Genomic DNA, 20,656 nt, shown 5'->3' with positions numbered 1-20,656 from the left:
TCCAGAAACCACTGAGGAGAAGCACGTGACCAGCGTTCCGACATCCGGCGATCAGCCGATCTTCACCTGGCGCAAGGAGGACGACGGCATTGTCGTCCTCACCATCGACGACCCCACCCAGGGCGTGAACACCGTCCACGCGCGCTTCGTCGCGGAGCTGGCGGAGACGGTGGAGCGCCTGCGGGCGGAACGGGACTCGATCTCCGGAGTCGTCATCACCTCAGGCAAGTCCACCTTCGTGGCGGGAGGTGACCTCGAGGAGATCGTGGCCCTCGGGCCCGAGGACGCCACCCGATTCACCCAGCACCTCAACCACCTCAAGGGCCAGCTGAGATTGCTCGAAGGTCTCGGCCGCCCGGTCGTCGCTGCGATCAACGGATCCGCGCTCGGCGGAGGCCTCGAGCTGGCACTCGCGACCCACCACCGGGTGGTGCTGGACTCGCCGAGGGTGCAACTGGGTCTGCCGGAGGTGGGTCTGGGCCTCCTGCCCGCCAGCGGCGGCATCATTCGAACTGTGCGGCTCCTCGGAGTGCGCAAGGCGCTCGACGACGTCCTGCTGTCGGGCAGGCGGTTCCGTCCGCAGCAGGCGCAGGAGCTCGGTCTCGTCGACGAGCTGGTGAAGTCGGCGGACGAGCTGCTGTCGAGAGCCAGGCAATGGATCGTCGAGAACCCCGACGCCGCGCAACCGTGGGACGCCAAGGGTTTCGCCATCCCGGGCGGCACTCCGACCAGGGGCGCCCTGAGTGCGGATCTTCCCTTCCTCGCCTCCACGCTCCGGGCCAGGACCGGAGGTGCTCCGGCCCCCGCCCAGCGCGCCATCCTGGCCGCGGCGGTCGAGGGTGCCCAGGTCGACATCGACACGGCAGGCCTGATCGAGACCCGCTACTTCGTGGAGCTCGCCACGGCCCAGATCTCGAAGAACCTGATCAACCTGAACTTCTTCGACCTCCAGGCGATCAAGGGGGGTGCCAGCCGGCCGAACGATCAGCCGTCGTACCGGGCGAGGCGGATCGGCGTGGTCGGCGCCGGAATGATGGGCGCCGGAATCGCCTACGCATCGGCGAAGGTCGGCATCGACGTGGTCCTGGTCGACACGACACTGGCCGGCGCGCAGAAGGGGCGCGCCCATGCGGAGAAGGTCGAGGCCAAGGCCGTGAGTCGTGGACAGCGCACCCAGGCTGACCAGGACGCGCTGCTGAACCGGATCACCGTCTCTGACCGCGTGGAGGATCTCGCTGACGTGGACTTCGTCATCGAGGCAGTCTTCGAGAACGCGGAGCTGAAGGCCGAGGTCTTCGGCAGGGTCGAGGGCGTGGTCGGGCAGGACACGGTTCTCGGTTCGAACACGTCCACCCTCCCGATCACCTCACTCGCCGCCTCGGTGCGGCGCCCGGAGGACTTCGTAGGCGTGCACTTCTTCTCTCCCGTGGATCGCATGCCGCTGGTGGAGATCATTCGCGGGGAAGCCACCTCCGACGCCACTCTCGCCAAGGCCTTTGACCTGGTGCTGCAGCTGGGGAAGACGCCGATCGTGGTCAATGACACCCGTGGCTTCTTCACCAGCCGCGTGATCATCTCTCGACTCAACGAGGCCGTTGCCATGGTGGGTGAGGGGGTCGCCCCGGCCAGCATCGAGCAGGCCTCCCTGCAGGCGGGCTACCCCGCGGGGGCCCTCCAGCTCCTCGACGAGCTGACCCTGACGCTGCCGCGGGACGTACGCGAGGAGGCGCGGTCTGCTGCGACGGTCGCCGGTCAGGAATGGGAGGCCCATCCCGGCCACACGACCTTCGACCGGCTCATCGACCTCGGACGCGTGGGGCGCGCGGGCGGTGGTGGTTTCTACGACTACGACGAGAAGGGACGACGTACCGGGTTCTGGCCCGGCCTCACGGAGGCCTTCCCCCCGGGTGACGACATTCCGACGGTGGGGGACCTGGCCGACAGGCTTCTCTTCGCCGAGGTTCTCGAGGCGTGGGCCGCCCACTCCGAGGGCGTGATCGAGGCGCCGTCGGATGCCAACGTCGGTTCCCTTCTCGGCATCGGCTTCCCTGCGTGGACGGGTGGGGTCCTCCGGTTCCTCGACCAGTTCGACGGCGGACGTCCCGGGTTCGTGGCGCGCGCTGAGCAGTTGGCCGAGCAGTACGGCTCCCGCTTCCGCCCGCCGGCCTCCCTGGCCGAGACCGTCTCCGAGGGATCGGGAGCATGAAGGTCGACGCCAACATCGGCGGCCAGATCGACGGCTCCGAGGGTGGCGACCTGCCGACTCTCATCGACCAACTGTCCACTGCGGAGGCGTGCGGTTTCAACGGTGTCTGGAGCACCGAGGTCGGACGGGACCCGTTCTTTCCGCCGTTGATCGCTGCCGAGCACACCCGGGAGATGACGGTGGGGACCGCGGTGGCGGTCGCGTTCGGACGCAGCCCGATGACGGTTGCCTCGTCCGCCCACGACCTTCAGGGTTTCAGCGGTGGACGATTCGTCCTCGGGCTCGGCACACAGGTCAAGGCACACATCGAGCGGCGCTACGGAATGCCTTGGTCGAGGCCGACCGCGCGAATGGCCGAATTCATCGGCGCACTGCATGCGATCTGGGACAGCTGGGAGTCGGGTGACCGCCTCGACTTCCGCGGCGACTTCTACAACCACACGTTGATGACCCCGATGTTCACTCCGGCACACCACCCGTGGGGGAGACCGCCGGTGTTCCTGGCAGCCGTGGGCCCGCGGATGACTGAGGTCGCTGCTTCCGTCGCCGACGGGATCTTCATCCACGGCTTCACGACAGAGCGCTACCTGCGTGAGACCACGCTGCCCCTGATCGAGGGCACGCTCGATGCCAACCGGCGTGACCGGGCCTCCTTCGTGATCGCCTACCCGGGCATGGTGGCAACCGGCGCATCCGAGGAGGAGCTGCTCGCGGGGATCGCGGCGGTGCGGCACCAGATCGCGTTCTACGGTGCGACCCCGGCGTACCGATCGGTCCTCCAGCTGCACGGCTGGGAGGGGCTCCACGAGGAGCTGCACCAACTTTCCGTCGCGGGCAGGTGGGCCGAGATGGACGATCTGGTCGACGACGACGTGCTGAACGCCTTCGCCGTCGTCGGTGGTCCCAGTGAGGTCGCTGCCGAGATCAGCCGTCGCTTCGGAGAGGTCATCGACCGCTTCACCCTCTACACGCCGTACCCGCTCAGCGCGGCCGCCCGCGCGACCGTCGTGGCCGGCATCGCTGCCGGCTGAACCCCAGGAGCACTCGATGGACTTCCAGACCAGCGAAGAGCACCGTGCACTGCGGGCAGCAGTGGCGGGAATCAGTGGCAGCTTCGGCAACGACTACTACACGAAGAAGGCAGAGGCAAGGGAGTTCACCGAGGAGCTGTGGCTCGCGCTGGGTGAGCGCGGGTTCATCGGCATCAACATCCCGGAGGAGTACGGCGGGGGCGGGGCCGGTCTCGCCGAGTTGTCCGTCGTGGTGGAGGAGACCGCTGCGGCGGGGTGTCCACTGCTCCTGCTGCTCGTGGCCAGTGCCATCAGCGGGGAGGTGATCGCCGAGTTCGGCACACCACAGCAACGTCGTCAATGGTTGCCGCGGCTCGCCAGCGGCCAGGGCCGTGTCGTCTTCGCGATCACCGAGCCCGAGGCCGGTTCGAACGCGCATGACCTCGCCACCACGGCCCGACGCGACGGCGACGAGTACGTCCTCAGCGGAACGAAGCACTACATCTCCGGCATCGACGTCGCCGACGCCGTGCTGGTCGTGGCAAGCACCGGTACCGATCCGGAGACCGGTGCCGCGGAGCTCTCCCTCTTCGTGGTCGACACGGATGCTCCGGGTCTGGTGGCGCAACCGTTGCCGGTCGCGGTCAGCCTGCCCGAGCGTCAGTTCACCCTGTTCTTCGACGACGTGCGCGTCCCGGCCGATCGCCTCATCGGCGTCGAGGGCGCCGGATTCAAGCAGGTGTTCCACGGCCTCAATCCCGAACGGGTGACCGGTGCGGCACTCCTGGTCGGCATCGGTCGGTATGCGCTCGCCCGCGCCGCCGAGTATGCGAACAGCCGGTCCGTCTGGGGGGTGCCCATCGGCTCCCACCAGGCAGTGGCGCACGCGCTGGCCGCCGCCCGGATCGACATCGACGCTGCTGCCCTGATGACGGCACGGGCAGCCTGGCTCCATGACCAGAAGCTGCCCGCCGGTGAGGCGTCCAACATGGCGAAGTACCTCGCGGCCGAGGCGGCGCTGGCCGCGCTCGACGCGGCAATCCAGTGCCACGGGGGCAACGGGGTGGCGACCGAATACGGACTCATCCCGCTGTGGGGCCTGGCTCGCGTGTTGCGCATTGCCCCGGTGAACCGGGAGATGATTCTCAACTACGTCGCGCAGCACTCGCTGGGGCTGCCGAGGTCCTACTGACGCATTCCCGGCTGACGCGACCGACCGCCGCGATTCCGGTGAAGCCGACCCTGTCCCAGCCGTTCCTCGCCCGGCCCGGCGGGAGGAGGCATTTGCTTCCTGGGGGTGATCCGCCCGCCCCAGTCGGTGCTCCATCGTTGGTCTCGCTGCACCTGCCGGGAGGTCCGCGAGCGCCGGCCGAGGACCTCCCGGCAGCCTTGTCACCCAGGCAGGAGAGAGCGTGTACCCAGGAACCTTCGCCACGTCCACCCCGGACAAGACCGCCATCGTCGTCGCCGACACGGGTGCCTCACTCACCTACGCCGAGCTCGACGAGGCCACTGCGCGGTTGGCCCGGGTCTTCCACGACTCAGGCCTGCGACGAGGAGACCACGTCGCCTTCCTGACGCCGAACTCCCTCGAGCTCTTCGTGACCTACTGGGCCGCACTGCGCTCCGGGCTGTACGTGACCGGGGTCAACTACAACCTGTCGGCCGACGAGGCCGGCTACATCGTGCGGGACTGCGGTGCCCGTGCCCTCGTCGCATCGGCTGAGGTGTCCGACCTGGCCGAGGCGTTGGTCGCGCAGAGCCCGGGCATCGAGCTGCGGCTCGCGTTCGGCGGCGCCATCCGCGGACACGACTCCTTCGAGGACGCGCTGGCCAAGGTGTCTGCCGAGCCGCTCGCCGATCAGCGCCGCGGCGCCGACATGCTCTACTCCTCGGGCACGACCGGCCAGCCGAAGGGCGTCAAGCCACCGCTGCCGGAGCACCTCGTCAGCGAGCCCGGCGACCCCTTCGCCGGGGTCTTCGGTCCGATGTACGGCTTCGGCCCCGACACCGTCTACTACTCACCGGCACCCGGCTACCACGCGGCGCCGCTTCGCTTCGGCGGCATCGTCCACTACTTCGGCGGCACCCTGGTGCTCGGCAAGAAGTTCGACGCGGTGCGGTCCCTGGAGGCCGTCGAGAAGTACGGCGTCACCCACAGCCAATGGGTGCCCACCATGTTCGTGCGCATGTTGAAGCTCGACCCCGACGTGCGTGCGTCGTACGACGTCTCGACGCTGGCCTGCGCGATCCACGCGGCCGCGCCCTGCCCGGTGGACGTGAAGCAGCAGATGATCGACTGGTGGGGTCCGGTCCTGCACGAGTACTACGGCGGCACCGAGGGCAACGGCCTGACGCTGATCAACTCCGAGCAGTGGCTCGAGAGGCCCGGTTCGGTCGGCAAGGCGGGCCTGGGAACCCTGCGGATCTGCGGTGAGGACGGCGAGGTGCTGGACGCCGGCCGGGTCGGCTCCGTCTACTTCGAGCGCGACACGATGCCGTTCGCCTATCACAACGACCCCGACAAGACCCGGGCCTCCCAGCACCCTGACCACGAGACGTGGACGACCATCGGTGACATCGGCTACGTCGACGAGGACGGCTACCTGTTCCTCACCGATCGCAAGGCGTTCATGATCATCTCGGGTGGTGTGAACATCTACCCGCAAGAGGTCGAGGACTGCCTGGCCCTGCACCCGAAGGTGCTCGACCTCGCGGTCTTCGGCATTCCCGACGACGAGATGGGGGAGCAGGTCAAGGCCGTCGTCCAACCGGCTCCGGGTGTCGAGACCGGGCCCGCACTCGAGCAGGAGCTTCTCGCGTTCGTGCGTGACCGGATGGCGCACTTCAAGGTGCCGAGGAGCATCGACTTCTCCGAGAGCCTCCCGAGAACGCCAACAGGCAAGCTCGTCAAGGGGATCCTGCGCGATGCGTACGTGAAGGCGGCCAAGGGATGACCGTCACGACGCGGCCGGTCGTCGTGCTCCACGACGTGCGCTCACGCACCGAGCGACGACTCGTCACCGAGTGGGCACGGGAGACGCATCCCGGCTCGTGCGTCCGGGGAGTCGACGACGGGTGGCTGGCGGAGCAGTTCGACGAAGAGGCCCTGCTGGTGCCGGCGCGGGTGGCCTGGGTCGCCGCGCCGGGCAGCAGCACCCGCCGGGCCACCGACGTGCTCGGCCATCTCACACCGTTGCGACCCTGGCCCGTCGCCCAGCCGTTGCTGGCGCGACGTGTCCCCGGAGCGGTGACCATCGTCGTCGGGGAGGCGGCCACCCTGGCCGACCTGCGCAGGCGCTTCGCGGAGGAACACCAGGGCGGCGACTCGATGGAGGAATTCATCAGGCACGCGGCGATCCTGTCCAGCGATCGGGCCGAACGACGCCTGATCGGCGACCGCTACAAGGTGCCGCGTCGCGTCGCGGAGCAGATCGCCTCCTCGGCGCGACTGCGCGACAAGGTGCGCGCCTTCGCGGCCGAGACGGGCACGACGTACGACGCGGTCTTCGACGAGGTGCAGGACTGCCTGACCGAGTTGGTCGCCGTCCAGAGCCCGGCCGCCATCGACGCCTACCGAACGGTGCTCTCCCCGATGCACTCCCGTGCGTGGAAGGTCCACGTCGACCAGGACAGCCTCGAGCCGCTCCGGGCGCTGAACAAGAAGAGTGCCCTGATCTTCCTGCCCGCCCATCGTTCGTACGCCGACCCGCTGGTGCTCGGCGAGGTGCTGCACACCCACGACTTCCCGCGCAACCACACGCTGGGGGGCGCGAACATGGCGATCTGGCCGATCGGTCCGCTGGGCAAACGCGCCGGAATGGTCTTCATCCGCCGGGCCAACGCCAACGACGGCGCCTACAAGCTGGCGCTGCGTGAGTATCTGGCCCATCTGGCGGCCAAGCGGTTCAACCTCGAGTGGTACATCGAGGGCGGGCGGACCCGCACCGGGAAGCTGCGGCCGCCGAAGTTCGGGCTGCTCTCCTACCTGACCCGCGCGCTCCGGGAGAACCGGACCGACGACGTCCAGCTGGTCCCGGTGTCGATCGTCTACGACCACATGTCCGAGGTGGGCGCGCTCTCCGATGAGCAGGGTGGCGCCAAGAAGGCCGCCGAGGGCAGTCGTTGGCTGGCCCGCTACGTCCGTGGTCAGCTGAGGAACAGCGGCAATGCATGGGTGCAGTTCGGGGAACCGTTCTCACTGAGAGAGGCACTCGCCGACGCCGGCGAGGGAAATGCGCAGCTGGAGAAGGTGGCGTTCCGGATCTGCGACGGCATCAACCGCGCGACCCTGATGACTCCCACGGCCCTGGTCACGTTCGCACTTCTGGGTACGCATCACCGGGCCTTGACGCTGGCCGAGATCCGTCGGGTGGCACTCCCGCTCCTCGACTACCTGGACTCGCGCGGTCTCGCCGGGCCGGCCGACGTGCTCCGCTCGGACGACGCCGTCCTCGAGACGCTGGACAAGCTCGTGGAGTCGGGGGTCACCACGCTCTACTCGGGGGGCCCCGAGCCGGTCTGGTCGGTCTCGCCGGGTCAGCACCGGGTCGCCGCGTTCTACCGGAACGGGGCGATCCACCATCTCGTGACGCGGGCCATCGTCGAGCTCGCGCTGCTCCACGTGGGCGACGGCGAGGAAGGCACGAACCCGCGTGACGAGGCGTACGCCGAGGCGGTGCGGCTGCGCGACCTGCTGAAGTTCGAGTTCTTCTTCCCGACCACCAGGCAGTTCCGGGCTGACGTCGTCGCGGAGTGCGAGCTGTTCGATCCCGACTGGTTCGAGAGGGCCGGCACCGAGAGTGGGCTGGCGAACCTCCTAGCCTCCTCGAAGGTGCTGGTCGCCCACCGCGCGTTCCGTTCGTTCTTCGACGCCCAGCTCGTGGTCGCGGAGGCGCTGCTCAGCAAGGAGCCCGGCATCCCCCTGGACGAGGAGGCACTGCTGGTCGAGTGCCTCGGTCTCGGTCACCAGATGTGGCTGCAGGGGCGTCTGCACCGCGCCGACTCCGTTTCCCGAGAGCTCTACGCCACCGCGCTGAAACTGGCCAGGCACCGTGGCCTCGTCGAGGGCGACGCCGAGACTGTACGCCGGGCGCGGGTCGAGTTCGCCGCCACAGTGACGGACGTCCTCGCCCGGATGAGCCGGATCGCCGATCTCGAGGAAGAGATCCTGAAGGAGCGCGAGACGTGATGAGCCTCGACACCCTCCTCCGGAAGATCTACGCGGGCCCTGGAGGCCCCGAGATCGGCGCGTTCTTCGACTACGACGGCACCGTGATCACTGGATTCTCGGCGTCGGCGTTCTACGGACACCGGGTCCGTGGCCGCGAGATCGGCCTCAGCGAACTCGCCCAGACCGTGTGGGCCGGCTTCCGTGGCGTCAACACCGCTGCCGAGTTCCTCAGCCTGCTCGAGCTCAGCTGCCGGGCCTGGGCCGGCAAGACCGAGGTCGAGCTGATCGAGCTGGGCGAGACCCTGTTCAAGGAGAGCATTGCGGGTCGACTGCACCTCGAGGTGTGGGAGCTGGTGAAGGCGCACCACGACATGGGCCACACCGTCGTCCTTGCTTCCTCGGCGACCAGGTTCCAGGTGCAGCCGATGGCCGACGCACTCGACGCCCAGCACACCCTCTGCACCCGACTCGAGGTCGACGACGGGGTGATGACCGGGCGGGTCCTGGGCGCTCCGTTGTGGGGCAGGGGCAAGTCGGACGCCGTCACGGAACTGGCCGCCGTCGAGAACCTCGATCTGGCCCGCTCCCACGCCTACAGCAACGGAACCGAGGACATCCCCTTCCTCTCCGCCGTCGGCAACGCCGTCGCGGTCTCTCCCGAGCCGGGCCTGCACGCCGAGGCCGGCGAGCGCGGCTGGGCGGTCCTGGACTGCGTGCCCCGCACTGGTCGCCCGAGCGTGAAGGACATCGCACGGACCGCTGGCTTCTACGGCGCCTTCGCCACCGCGTTCGGGGCCGGCATCGGGCTGGGCTTGCTGAACCGGTCCCGCTCGCAGGTCTTCGACATCACCGGCAGCGTCGGGTCCGACGTCGGCCTCGCGCTGGCCGGCGTGACCGTCGACGTGATCGAGGGACACGAGCACCTCTGGGGCGCACGGCCCTGCGTGTTCGTCTTCAATCACCAGAGCAAGCTCGACCCGGTCATCGTGATGAAGCTGCTCCGCCAGCGCTGGACCGGGGTCGCCAAGGCGGAGGCGAGGAAGATCCCCGGCTTCGGCCAGCTGTTCCAGATCGCCGGCGTCGCGTTCGTCGAGCGCACGGGCGACGTCGAGAAGGCCAAGCGGGCGCTCGCCCCGGCGATTGCGAAGATCCGCGACGAGGGGGTCTCGTTGGCGCTCTCCCCCGAGGGCACGCGGTCGCCGACACCGCGCCTCGGTCCATTCAAGAAGGGCGCCTTCCACATCGCCATGCAGGCAGGGGTGCCGATGGTGCCGATCGTGTTGCGTGGTGCCGGCGACGTCATGTGGCGCGGAGCCCAGACGCTGCGCCCCGGGGTCGTCGAAGTCGTCGTACTCCCGCCGGTGCAGACGACCGACTGGAGAGTCGAGTCGATCGAGCGACACGTCAGCGACGTACGCGACCAGTTCGTCCAGACCCTCGCCCATTGGCCGGGTCGACCGGACCTGCCGGCCCTTCCGTCGGGCCGTGCACAAGGAGAGACCTCGTGAACGCCACGGCCATCGCCCAGGACGGATGGGGCCAGGACCCTGCGATGAACCCCATCGAGACAGTCATGTGGCGGGCCGAGGCGGATCCCGCATTGAAGTCCACCATGATCGCGCTCGAGGTGCTCGACCGGGCCCCCGACTGGGCCGACTTCGTGGCCACGCACCAGCACGCGCTCGTGGGGGTGCCGCGACTGCGGCACCGCGTGGTCGAACCGCCGTTCGGCCTGGCCGCACCGCGCTGGTCGCCGGATCCCCAGTTCGACCTGCACTTCCACCTGCGACGCTCGACCCTCCGCTCGGGTGCCACCTGGAAGGACCTGTTCTCCGCGGCCGAGCAGATCGCGATGAGCCCGTTCGACCGCAGTCGTCCGCCGTGGGAGGCAACGCTGTTCGAAGGCCTGCCCGACGGTCGGGCGGCGTACGTTCTGAAGCTGCACCACGCCTCGACCGACGGGGTCGGAACGCTGCAGCTGATGAAGATGCTGCACTCCTCTCTGCCGACTACCAAGCGCGCAGGTCCCCGCCCGGAACGGGGCGGGATGACCGCATGGGGCGCTCTCGGTGCACAGGCCCTCGACTCGGCCCGCTCCGCACCCTCGGTCGTACGCCGGGCCGGTGCCGCGGCACGACGGGTCGTCGCCGATCCGGGGAAGTCCCTGCTCGACGGCGTCCGCTACGGGCTCTCCCTGCAGCGGGTCCTCTCGCCGCCACCCGCCGCCCCCTCGCCCCTGCTGGCCGGGCGAAGCGTGAACTGGCGCTATGCCGCCCTGGACGTCGACCTGGCCTCCCTCCGGGCCGCGGCCAAGGCGGCAGGTGGCTCGCTGAACGATGCCTACATCGCCGCCCTCCTCGGCGGCTACCGCCGTTACCACGAGGGGTTCGGCGCACCGGTCGACGCGATCCCGATGGCGATCCCGATCTCGGTACGCCGCGACGGCGACGGCGGTGGCGGCAACCGCTTCGCCACCGCGCGCCTCGCCGGGCCGGTGGGCGTGACTGACCCCCGGGAGCGGATCGAGGCGATCGGTGAGCTGGTCCGGACCGCACGGCAGGAGCCAGCGCTCGACAACATCAGGGTGCTGGCCCCGCTGCTGGCCCGGCTGCCGGCCTCGGTGATCGCGCAGATCGCCGGTGACATGGCCAGGAGCAGCGACCTCCAGGCGAGCAACGTTCCCGGTGCCCGCGAGGAGGTCCACTTCGCAGGCACCAGGGTCGAACGCCTCTATCCCTTCGCGCCGCTGCCGGGCTGCCCCGCGATGATCACTCTCGTGTCGCACCTGGCGACCTGCTGCATCGGGGTCAACTACGACGCGGCCGCGTTCACCGACGGTGACTTGTTCCTGTCCTCCCTCGAGGACGGCTTCACCGAGGTGTTGGCCCTCGCCGGACCGGATGCCGGAGCCGCCAGGTGGCTGCGGTGACCGCGACGCCCGAGTCACCTGGGCTCGAGATGCACCGGGGCGGGGGCGGAAGCCCGTTGGTCCTGCTCCACGGCATCAACATGACCTGGAAGATCTGGCGACCGGTGGTGCCCGCCCTGGAGGAGCAGCACACCGTCCTCGCGCCAACCCTGGCCGGTCACCTCGGAGGCCCCGGCCTCGTCGCGGGAGCCCATGGGATCGGACCCGTCGCGGACGCGGTGGAGGAGATGCTCGACCGGCAGGGGATCGACCGTGCCCACCTGGTCGGGAACTCCCTGGGCGGCTGGGTCGCCTGTGAGCTGGCCCAGCGAGGCCGGGCCATGTCGGTGGTCGCGTTCTCGCCGGCGGGAGCCTGGGACACCCGGGCCGCCCAGCAGCGGATCGTCCGGCTGATGCGGTTGACCCGGCGGAGTGCGCAGTGGTCGTCGACCCGGAACCTCATGTCACGGCCCGGACTGCGACGTGCCGCCCTCGGCCTGGCACTCGAGCGAGGGGACCTGATCCCGAACGACGTCGCGTTGCAGATGGTGGAGGAGACGCGCGCCTGTCTGCTGCTCGAGGGGCTGCTCAGGTGGATCGACCAGCACGGATCGATCGACAGGTTCGACATCGACAGCGCCTGTCCGGTGCGACTGGTCTGGCCGGTGGCCGACCGGACCATTCCCTACGAACCTTACGGGCGCGTCTACAGGGACCTCATCCCGCACGCCGAGCTGGTGCCACTTCGCGGGGTCGGTCACGTGCCGATGTACGACGATCCCCGGCTGGTGAGCCGGACGATCCTCGAGTTCACCGCCCGCGTCCCGGCGGCGTCCGCGGGCACCACGACCTGACCGGTCGTCGGCTACCGGGTGTCCTTGCGAAGAGGATGGTCCGCCGGAACCTCGACCAGCACGAGGCGGACGCCGTCGGGGTCCTGGATCCACATCTCCTGCAGTCCCCAAGGCTCCCGACGGGATTCACGAACGATGCGAACTCCGGCGTCCCGCAACCGCCGCTGCTCGGCCTCGAGGTCGCGGACCTGGATCCAGACGGCGATGCCCTGCGGCGGCTCGTTTGCCTGGCCACTGACCTCGAGCAGGCCGTTGCCCAGGAAGAACACCACGCCGGGGTTGCCCGGAGTCCCGAACTCCCGGTGGATGGCCAGGCCGAGCGTGTCGCGATAGAACGCGTGGCTCCGTGGCGGGTTCGTGGGGTGCAGCAGGATCCGACTGCTCAGGACGTCCATGCGTTCAGCCTCGCACGCACGCCGTGACGGGCGCCCGGTCCGGACTCAGGCCTGGGCCGTGGTGGCGCCCAACTGCAACGCGATGATGCCGACCACGATCAGGGCGAGCCCGGCCACCTGGGTGAGGCTGAGCTGCTCCTTGAAGAGCAGGGTGCCGAGTGCGGCGATCACGAACATGCCCATCCCCGACCAGACGGCGTACGCCGTCGCGACGGTCATGCCGTTCGTGAGGGCCTTCGAGAGCGCGTAGAAGGCGATTGCGTAACCGATCGTCACGAAGACCGACGGCACCAAACGGGTGAAGGACTCCGAGGCCCGCAGCGACAGAGTCGCGGCGACCTCGCTCGCAATGGCCAGGGCCAACCACCACCACATCGCGTCACACCACGTACGTGAGGACATAGCCGTCCGCCGTACGGCGACTGCCGGTGATGACCGCGCCGTTCCGGCGCAGGCGTTCGACCTCGCGGGAGAGCCCCTCGACGGGCAGCGTGACCGTGTGCCAGACAGACCTCGTCCCACGCACGGTAGCGGTCGCACTCATGCGGCGGTCCCGCCGATCCGGCTCGCGTTCTCGCGAAGCAGGGTCGCCGCGGCGCGGTGCGCGATTGCGGAGAGCGGCGAGGGCTCCCAGTAGTGCACGTTCGCGGACTCGGAGAGAGCGATCTCCTCCTCGGCCTTGGCCAGACGAAGCAGCTCACGACGGAGCCGATCGAGCAGGACCTCCGGAGCGGTTTCTGTCTCCATCTTGATCACCACCTGTTGAGGATGTTTGGGCTTATGACGCTACGGATCCGGGGGGCCGGCCACATCGTCCCGGGGAGGTGGGTGTGTCCTCCCTTGGGGTTGAGCCGGCTTGGGACGGGGCCGGAAATGGAGAACGCCCGGCCGTCGCAGAGTCGGGAGCGGTTGCGACGGCCGGGCGGATCGGGGGGCGGATCAGTCCTCGAGCTCCTCCGGGGCGAGCAGCTGCTCACCGATGAACGTGCGCGACTGGTCCGCGTTCAGCGGCTGGAACATGGAGGCGGCCGAGTCGCGGTAGAGGCGCTCGAAGATGGCGCCCTTCTTGAAGGACGAGCCACCGACCATGCTCATGGCGTGCCGGCTCATGTGCATGACGTTGTCCGCGATGAAGGTCTTGGCCAAGCCGATGTAGGGGAACCGGAGCTCCATGGGCCAGTTGTCGTCGTACCCCTCGGTGACCTCGGTGCAGGTGCGGTAGAGCACTCGGCGGGACAGTTCATAGCGCGAGGCCATGTCACCGATGCCGTCGATGATGTGCCCGACACCGGCCACCTTGACGTCCGCGGCGACCGTGGCACCGAAGACGGCACCCAGGGTCTTCTTGGACAGGACCGCACGGGACTCCTCCAGGATGCGCGACTGCATGCCGAGGTAGATGCTGGCGAACATCAGCGACGCCCACTCGAGTACGCCGAACGCGCCGGAGCGCCACTCGCAGATGAAGCCGTCCTCGGGCACGTAGTAGCCGTCGAAGACGATGGTCTGGGTGCCCGTGGCGTGCATGCCCAGGGCGTCCCAGGTCTTCACGATGCTGATGCCGTCGCCCTGGCCGTTCTCGTCTACCTGGAACTCACCGATGAAGAAGGACTCGGCGTTGACCCGGTCCTCGAAGTTCTCCGGGAGGTTGCCGTCGGCGTCGGTGATGGTCGCGTTGGTGGTGATGATGTCGGCGGCCTCGCACAGCGTGCCCCAGACCTTCTTGCCGTAGAGCCTCCAGCCGCCGCCCTCCTGGGGGATGGCCTTCATGTCGGCCAGGCCGCTGAAGCCGGCGCGCTGCTCGGAGAACGGACCGAACATGATGTCGCCGTCGGCGACCCGGCCCAGCCAGTACTTGTTCTGGGTCTCGCTCATCAGGCCCATCGTCATGCCGACCATGATGTAGTGCATGTTGTAGGCGAGGGTGATCGCGGAGTCGCCCTTGGACAGTTCGCTGACCACCTTCGACGTGGCGAGCAGGTCGCCGCCCAGGCCGCCGTACTGCTTGGGCACGGGGAGGGCCCCGAGGCCGCTCTTCTTGAACGCCTCGATGGACGGGTAGGCGAACGTGTTCTCGGTGTCGTACTTCGGGCCGATCTCTCGGAAGAACTCCGAGAGCTTCTCGGCCTCTGCGAAGACCTTGTCGAACTCGGCTTCGGTGATTGATTCAGTCATGGTGGCTCCAGTCGTGTCGTTGCCGTGTGGCAGGGGGAGAGGAACGGCCGTCAGCCGACGAGCAGGTCCTCGCGGCCGGCCTCGGTGAGGATGGCCTTGTAGGTCTCGAAGATCGGCCCGGTCAGGGGCAGCAGGCCCATGGCGGTGGTGCGCTTGCCGTCGAGCTTGACCTTGCGCTGCGCCATGGCAAGGGTGAAGTTGAGCTTCCCCTGCCAGAACCGGTTCGCGTTGTCCGAGCTCATCCGCAGCTGCACGGTCGAGGACGCGGCTGCTGCCGCATCCCCCACGAGCACCTTCTGGCCGGGGAAGTCGACCAGGATGTAGGACTCCGGGTCGGTCTGCTTGATCAGGACGACGAGCGTGCCGTCCTTGGTTGCCTCGACGAATTTCGGGTCGGAGACACAGGCCTCCATGGCCTTGCCGATGTAGGCATAGACCTCGTCAGCGTCCTTGAACGTGCTCAACGTCGTACCTCCAGGTGTGGGCCCCAGCGGTGCTGCTCGGGCGGTGCCGGTGGGTCTGGTCACGACCCGGATCGACGGTAGGACGGCACGAGTGGCGGGCGCCTCACCCGCTAGTGGGGTCTTGCATCTCCCAAGGGGTGCAACCGCGCTGTCTCGTCGCTCTGCCGGACCGGGCGCCCCTCCGAAGAGCGGTAGGGATCCTCCCGCGGGGGGAAGTCCGCCAGCGCGGTCGCTCCTACGGTCGATGTCGTGTGGTTCGTCTCACATGGACCGACGGACCCAGCAGCTGGACCAGACAAGGAGAAACCATGAACTACGCATTTGCCGTCAAGTGGTTGAAGGCGTTCCGTGACAGCTCGGAGGCGATCTGTGCGATGTACGCCGACGACTTCGTGTTCGAGGACCCGATCCTCGACCAGTACCAGATCCGTGACAAGGGCGACCTCGGCCGGATCTTCACGCTGTACGCCAACAAGGACCGCACGAACGGTCTCGGTGTGCACAACTTCCGCATCCGCGGCTACATCGGTGACCACAAGAGCGGCCTGATCCGTTGGGAGTGGTCCCCGGAGGACTGCACCAACTTCATCGGCTTCGATGTCGAGGACAAGCCCTTCTTCGCCCAGGGCCACACCTTCCACCAGTACGACGACGACGGACGCATCGTCCGTGAGTCGTCGTGGTGGGACTCCGGTTCGATCCTGGCCGACGTCGGCGTACCGGGTGCGAGCAAGGTCGCATTCGCCGCCAAGACCCCCGCGAACGTCTGAGAGGCGCTGACATGACGAACCTTGAATTCGCCAAGAAGTGGGCCGAGACCCGCCACAACGACCTGAGCGCCCACCGCGAGCTGTACGCCGGTTCCGAGGAGTTCTGCATCGAGACCCGGATGGTCGTCGACCATCTGGGCGACACGATCTCCCAGGACTCGGAGTTCACCGAGCAGTTGGCGATCTTCACCAACAAGGACCTCGACAACGGTCTGGGCGTCCAGTCCGTCACCGTGACCGACGCCTTCGAGGGCAACGGTCACCTGTTCTTCCACTGGGACTGGAAGGTCGAGGGCGCCGACACCTACCGAGGGTTCCCCGTCGAGGGAAAGACGCTGACCAGCAAGGGCTCCACGTTCCTGGAGTTCAACGAGGACGGCAAGATCATCCTGGACTCGTCGTTCGTGAACGAGAACCCGGTCTTCCAGCAGCTGGGCCTTCCGTTGATCACCCCGCACTACTGGGAAGAGGGCTTCGACCCGGCTTCCCTCGGCTGACACCGCCGCCAGCCGACGGCCGGAGACATCTCTGTCTTCGGCCGTTCGGCATCCCCCGACCTGTCAGAAGGAAAGCCCATGCTCCTCTCCGTCAGCGTTCCCCAACCCCCCTCGCCGCCGTACGACCTGCCCCTGAACACGACCATGCAGACGGTCGCGACGCTGGTGCTCTGGGCCGGCACTGCGATCCTCCTGGCCTACGCGGTCAGGATCGCGCGTGACGAACGCTCCATCCTGCCGGTCGTCCTGGTCCTGGCCGTTGCCACGGGCAGCCTCATCGAGCCGATGTACGACATCGCCTACCACCTGCACTGGCTGGACAACGGCGACCAGTGGACGCTCTTCACCAGCTTCGGCCTGCCACAACCGGTCTGGGTCATGCCGGCGTACGTCATGGTGTTCGGCCTTCCGGCCCTCGTCCTCTACCGCTCGCTGAGCAGGGGAACGACCAGGGCGCGGATCTTCAGGATCGCGGCACTGACCACGTGCACGACCGCCGCTTTCGAGATCACCGCAATCAACCTCGACCTCTACGTCTACTACGGCGAGTCGCCGTGGCGAGTGCTGGACTACCCACTCTTCATCGCCTTCATGGAGGGAACCCAGATCACCGGGTTCGCGGTGCTGGCCGCGGTGCTGAGCCTCAAGGCCACCCGCCAGGTGCACCACCTTGCGCTGTTCGCGCTCTTCCCGTGCAACTTCGCATTCGACGTCCTGGGTGCGGGGTTCCCGACGGTGATCCTGCAGAACTCCTCGGCGAACCCGAGCGACTGGCTGCTCTTCCTCAGCGCATTCGCAAGCGTCGGGCTGGCGGCCACTGCCCTGTGGTGGGCCTCTCAGCTCCTGCTGACCCAGCAGCCGCGCATGGGCGCGCCCAAGGAGGCCGAGACGACCACCTCTCCCGGGGCAGTTCGGTAGCCCGTTCCGGGGAGGAGAGGGGCCTCACCCCAAGGGGGCAGGGGCTTCATCCTCGGGAAGGTCGTGACCGTCCTCACCCCCGTTTTAGGTTCGTGGCACACATCACAGAACCGCGGAGATTGCCGACACCGGATGCGCGTCGACCGCCCGCGAATCGCAGGAAAGCAGGAGTCATGTGGGGCACAATGCCGGACGTCCTTGACAGGGCGTGCACGAACTACCAGGACCGCACCGCCGTCGTCGACGGTGACCGCTCCGTCACCTACACCGAGTTGCGCGACCTCTCCGACAGGATCGGCTCGGCGCTCGTCTCGCTCGGCGTCGAGAAGGGCGACCGGGTCGGACTCCTGCTGCCCAACAGCCTGGAGTTCATCCCGTCGCAGCACGGCATCTGGAAGGCAGGCGCCGTGCTGGTGCAGATGCCGACCAGAGCCTCGGCATCGGTGCAGCAGGCCAACCTGGACCAGACCGAGGCGACCACGCTCATCTACCACGCCTCCTTCGACGACGTGGTGGCGCAGCTGCGGGACGACCTGCCGCAACTGACCACCTACGTCCGGGTCGGCGGAGACCCCTCCGACTCCGCCGACCACGACTTCGGCACGCTCGTCGAGAAGCAGCCCGCGGGCCGCCCCGACGTCGAGATCGACGAGCACGACGAGTGCTACGTGCTCTTCACCTCGGGCAGCACCGGTGAGCCCAAGGGTGTCGTGCAGTCGCACTTCACCTGGGCCCACTACAGCATCACCTCCAGCCTCGACATCGGCGACACCCGCTACGGCGAGGTGTTCGCGCACGGTGCGCCGCTGACCCACTTCACCCAGATCTTCGTGATGCCGACGTTCATCCGAGGTGGCACCAACGTGATGCTGCCGGGCCTCGAGGTGGACGGACTGCTGAAGGCGATCTCCACCCACCGGGTCACCGCCACCGCAGTGGTGCCCACGATCATCTACCTGCTGGTCGACCACCCGAACCGGGACGACTACGACCTGTCGTCGCTGAACACGATGATCTACGCGGGCTCCCCGATCGCACCCGAGCGGCTCAAGGATGCGCTGGAGGTCTTCGGGCAGATCTTCATCCAGACGTACGCCGGCACGGAGCCCGGCTACGTGTCGTGCATGCGCAAGGTCGACCACCGCGTCGACACCGAGGAAGACGTGCGCCGGCTCGCCTCCGGTGGACGCCCGATCCCGTTCGTCGACGTGAGCATCCAGGACGATGACGACAACCAGCTGCCCATCGGCGAGGTCGGCGAGGTCTGCTCGCGCCAGCTCGGACAGATGCTCGGGTACGTCGACTCCTCGCGCAACGCCGAGGCACTGCGCGACGGCTGGGTCCACACCGGCGACATCGGGCGGCTCGACGAGGACGGCTTCCTCTACATCGTCGACCGCAAGAAGGACCTGGTCGTCAGCGGCGGGTTCAACGTCTTCCCGCGGCAGGTCGAGGATGTCATCCTCGCCCACCCGGCGGTGGCCGGCTCGGCGGTCATCGGCGTGCCCCATCCCAAGTGGGGCGAGGCCGTCCACGCCTTCGTCGTGACCAAGCCCGGTCAGACCGTCACGACCGAGGAGATCCAGGCCCACGTGAAGGCCGAGCTCGGATCGATCCCGTCGCCCAAGACGGTCGACTTCATCGACCAGCTGCCGGTGAACCCGGCCGGCAAGGTCGACAAGAAGACGCTGCGCCTCCCGTTCTGGGAAGGCCGCGACCGCCAGGTCGGCTGACCCGCACGACAAACCCCGCAACTTCGAAAACAGGAGCAGTCCCATGAGCACTCCGCACTACAACCTCCACATCAACGGCGAGTGGGTCGACACCGCCGACAAGTACGAGATCCGCAGCCCCGCCACCGGCGAGCTGGTGGCCACGGTCGCCAAGGGCGGGGTGGCCGAGGTCGACGCCGCGGTCGCAGCAGCCAAGGCAGCGCACGCCGAGGGCACCTGGCGCAACACCCCGCCGGCAGAGCGGGCCGCGCTGATCAACGACACGGCGCTGCGCATGGGTGCCCGGCTGGAGGAGCTGGCCGCGCTGCAGACCCGTGAGAACGGGGCCACCATCCGCATCACCGGTGCCCTGCACATCGGCCTCTCCGTGGCGCAGATGCAGTACATCGCGGCCCAGGCGGCTGACTACGAGTTCGAGAAGGCCGGCCCGGCGATCGGCCCGGTCCCTGCGGAGGGCATCTTGCGGCGCGAGCCGCTCGGCGTCGTCGGCGCGATCGTGCCGTGGAACATCCCGATGCTCACCATTGTCTGGAAGGTCGCACCCGCGCTCCTGGCCGGCAACACCGTCGTACTCAAGCCCGACGAGCACGCACCGCTCATCGCGCTCGAGCTGATGAAGGAGTTCGAGGCGGCCGGTCTGCCCAAGGGTGTACTGAACGTGGTCGTCGGCGACGGCGAGGACGCCGGTGCCCGGCTGAGCGCCCACCCCGACGTACGCAAGGTCGCCTTCACCGGCTCGACGTCCGTGGGCCAGAGCATCCTGGCCGCATCGGCCGACACGGTGAAGCAGGTGACCCTCGAGCTCGGCGGCAAGGGCCCGAACATCATCCTCGACGACGCCGACCTCTCGGTCGCCATCGACGGTTCCATCTACGCCTGCATGGCCAACAACGGCCAGGCCTGCGAGGCGGGCACCCGCCTGCTGGTGCCCTCGTCGAAGCGTGACGAGATCATCGAGCGGTTGGTCGCCAGGGTCAGCACGATGACCATCGGCGACCCGCTGGACCCGGCCACCGACATCGGGCCGCTGATCACCGGGGACCAGCGGGACCGCGTGCTCGCCCACATCGAGGCCGCTGAGTCCCAGGGCGCCAAGGTGGCCGTCGGCGGTGGCGCGCCCAGTGGAGCGGAGTTCGCGAACGGCAACTTCGTCGAGCCGACCGTGATCGTCGATGTCACCAACGACATGAAGATCGCCCGCGAGGAGGTCTTCGGTCCGGTCCTGACGGTGCTCACCTACGACACCGTCGAAGAGGCCGTCGCCATCGCCAACGACACCGACTACGGCTTGTCGGCCGGAGTGTGGGGCACCGATGAGGCCCGGACGCTCGATGTGGCCCGCCAGCTCGAGGCCGGAATGGTCTTCGTCAACGACTGGCACGTGCTGCACCCGGCGTACCCCTTCGGCGGCTACAAGCAGAGCGGCCTTGGTCGCGAGGGCGGCCCCGACGCACTCGACGAGTACACCGAGCAGAAGTACATCTCCGTCGACCGCTCCGGCGGCGTGGAGAACAAGGCCTACGCGATCGTGCTCAGCACGCCGGCCTGACCGT

Annotated in this window: 19 protein-coding genes; 13 read left to right on the top strand and 6 right to left on the bottom strand. The window is 68.3% G+C overall.

What is annotated here, in order from left to right; genetic code table 11:
• Window positions 1–25: 25 nt before the first annotated feature.
• The 8 genes from ASD66_RS16415 to ASD66_RS16380 all read left to right on the top strand — a co-directional run bounded on the left by ASD66_RS16415 (window position 26) and on the right by ASD66_RS16380 (window position 12,151).
• Complete coding sequence (locus ASD66_RS16415; protein ID WP_235530138.1) at window positions 26–2,206, top strand: 3-hydroxyacyl-CoA dehydrogenase NAD-binding domain-containing protein; 2,181 nt, start codon at window positions 26–28, stop codon at window positions 2,204–2,206.
• A complete protein-coding gene (locus ASD66_RS16410; RefSeq protein WP_056683642.1) occupies window positions 2,203–3,237 on the top strand; it encodes a TIGR03617 family F420-dependent LLM class oxidoreductase in 1,035 nt (344 codons plus the stop codon). The genes ASD66_RS16415 and ASD66_RS16410 overlap by 4 nt, the downstream gene beginning before the upstream one ends.
• A gap of 16 nt (window positions 3,238–3,253) precedes the next feature.
• Window positions 3,254–4,408, top strand: coding sequence for an acyl-CoA dehydrogenase family protein (locus tag ASD66_RS16405; RefSeq protein ID WP_056891616.1), 1,155 nt, complete (start codon window positions 3,254–3,256; stop codon window positions 4,406–4,408).
• A 220-nt stretch (window positions 4,409–4,628) separates the two neighbouring features.
• On the top strand, window positions 4,629–6,173 hold the full coding sequence (locus ASD66_RS16400) for an acyl-CoA synthetase (protein WP_056683635.1): 1,545 nt from the start codon (window positions 4,629–4,631) through the stop codon (window positions 6,171–6,173).
• On the top strand, window positions 6,170–8,407 hold the full coding sequence (locus tag ASD66_RS16395; protein ID WP_056891615.1) for a glycerol-3-phosphate 1-O-acyltransferase: 2,238 nt from the start codon (window positions 6,170–6,172) through the stop codon (window positions 8,405–8,407). The genes ASD66_RS16400 and ASD66_RS16395 overlap by 4 nt, the downstream gene beginning before the upstream one ends.
• Window positions 8,407–9,897: an HAD-IB family hydrolase gene (locus tag ASD66_RS16390; protein ID WP_156388748.1), complete on the top strand. Its 1,491-nt coding sequence runs from the start codon at window positions 8,407–8,409 to the stop codon at window positions 9,895–9,897. Before ASD66_RS16395 ends, ASD66_RS16390 begins: the two co-directional genes overlap by 1 nt.
• A complete protein-coding gene (locus ASD66_RS16385; protein ID WP_200950088.1) occupies window positions 9,894–11,318 on the top strand; it encodes a wax ester/triacylglycerol synthase domain-containing protein in 1,425 nt (474 codons plus the stop codon). Before ASD66_RS16390 ends, ASD66_RS16385 begins: the two co-directional genes overlap by 4 nt.
• Window positions 11,315–12,151, top strand: coding sequence for an alpha/beta fold hydrolase (locus tag ASD66_RS16380; RefSeq protein WP_056683627.1), 837 nt, complete (start codon window positions 11,315–11,317; stop codon window positions 12,149–12,151). The genes ASD66_RS16385 and ASD66_RS16380 overlap by 4 nt, the downstream gene beginning before the upstream one ends.
• Before the next feature lie 11 nt (window positions 12,152–12,162).
• On the opposite strand, the gene ASD66_RS16375 is transcribed toward ASD66_RS16380, so the two are convergent.
• From ASD66_RS16375 to ASD66_RS16355, 6 genes are all read right to left on the bottom strand, one after another.
• Window positions 12,163–12,546, bottom strand: a complete 384-nt coding sequence (locus ASD66_RS16375) for a VOC family protein (RefSeq protein WP_056891612.1) — start codon at window positions 12,544–12,546, stop codon at window positions 12,163–12,165.
• Window positions 12,547–12,591: 45 nt separating this feature from the next.
• A complete protein-coding gene (locus ASD66_RS16370) occupies window positions 12,592–12,948 on the bottom strand; it encodes a DMT family transporter (RefSeq protein ID WP_235530137.1) in 357 nt (118 codons plus the stop codon).
• Complete coding sequence (locus tag ASD66_RS24515; RefSeq protein WP_156388747.1) at window positions 12,926–13,090, bottom strand: hypothetical protein; 165 nt, start codon at window positions 13,088–13,090, stop codon at window positions 12,926–12,928. Before ASD66_RS24515 ends, ASD66_RS16370 begins: the two co-directional genes overlap by 23 nt.
• On the bottom strand, window positions 13,087–13,293 hold the full coding sequence (locus tag ASD66_RS16365; RefSeq protein ID WP_156388746.1) for a hypothetical protein: 207 nt from the start codon (window positions 13,291–13,293) through the stop codon (window positions 13,087–13,089). The genes ASD66_RS24515 and ASD66_RS16365 overlap by 4 nt, the downstream gene beginning before the upstream one ends.
• Before the next feature lie 192 nt (window positions 13,294–13,485).
• Window positions 13,486–14,721, bottom strand: coding sequence for an acyl-CoA dehydrogenase family protein (locus tag ASD66_RS16360; protein ID WP_056891611.1), 1,236 nt, complete (start codon window positions 14,719–14,721; stop codon window positions 13,486–13,488).
• A 50-nt stretch (window positions 14,722–14,771) separates the two neighbouring features.
• Window positions 14,772–15,248, bottom strand: coding sequence for an SCP2 sterol-binding domain-containing protein (locus ASD66_RS16355; RefSeq protein ID WP_235530136.1), 477 nt, complete (start codon window positions 15,246–15,248; stop codon window positions 14,772–14,774).
• A gap of 245 nt (window positions 15,249–15,493) precedes the next feature.
• Here ASD66_RS16355 and ASD66_RS16350 point away from each other — a divergent pair, with 245 nt between their 5' ends.
• The 5 genes from ASD66_RS16350 (at window position 15,494) to ASD66_RS16330 (ending at window position 20,652) form a co-directional block, all read left to right on the top strand.
• A complete protein-coding gene (locus tag ASD66_RS16350) occupies window positions 15,494–15,955 on the top strand; it encodes a nuclear transport factor 2 family protein (protein WP_056683609.1) in 462 nt (153 codons plus the stop codon).
• 11 nt (window positions 15,956–15,966) lie between these two features.
• Window positions 15,967–16,452 carry a hypothetical protein gene (locus ASD66_RS16345; RefSeq protein WP_056683606.1) on the top strand — a complete coding sequence of 162 codons (486 nt, stop codon included), beginning with the start codon at window positions 15,967–15,969 and terminating at the stop codon, window positions 16,450–16,452.
• A 78-nt stretch (window positions 16,453–16,530) separates the two neighbouring features.
• On the top strand, window positions 16,531–17,370 hold the full coding sequence (locus ASD66_RS16340; RefSeq protein WP_056683603.1) for a hypothetical protein: 840 nt from the start codon (window positions 16,531–16,533) through the stop codon (window positions 17,368–17,370).
• A 185-nt stretch (window positions 17,371–17,555) separates the two neighbouring features.
• Window positions 17,556–19,103, top strand: a complete 1,548-nt coding sequence (locus ASD66_RS16335; RefSeq protein ID WP_235530135.1) for an acyl-CoA synthetase — start codon at window positions 17,556–17,558, stop codon at window positions 19,101–19,103.
• Between the two features lie 43 nt (window positions 19,104–19,146).
• Window positions 19,147–20,652 (top strand): aldehyde dehydrogenase family protein, encoded by a 1,506-nt coding sequence (locus ASD66_RS16330; protein ID WP_056683597.1) that lies wholly within the window; start codon window positions 19,147–19,149, stop codon window positions 20,650–20,652.
• Window positions 20,653–20,656 lie beyond the last annotated feature (4 nt).

It is taken from the genome of Nocardioides sp. Root151, assembly GCF_001427925.1.
In the GTDB taxonomy this organism is placed as follows: domain Bacteria; phylum Actinomycetota; class Actinomycetes; order Propionibacteriales; family Nocardioidaceae; genus Nocardioides.
This window is presented reverse-complemented; position numbering and strand designations above follow the sequence as displayed.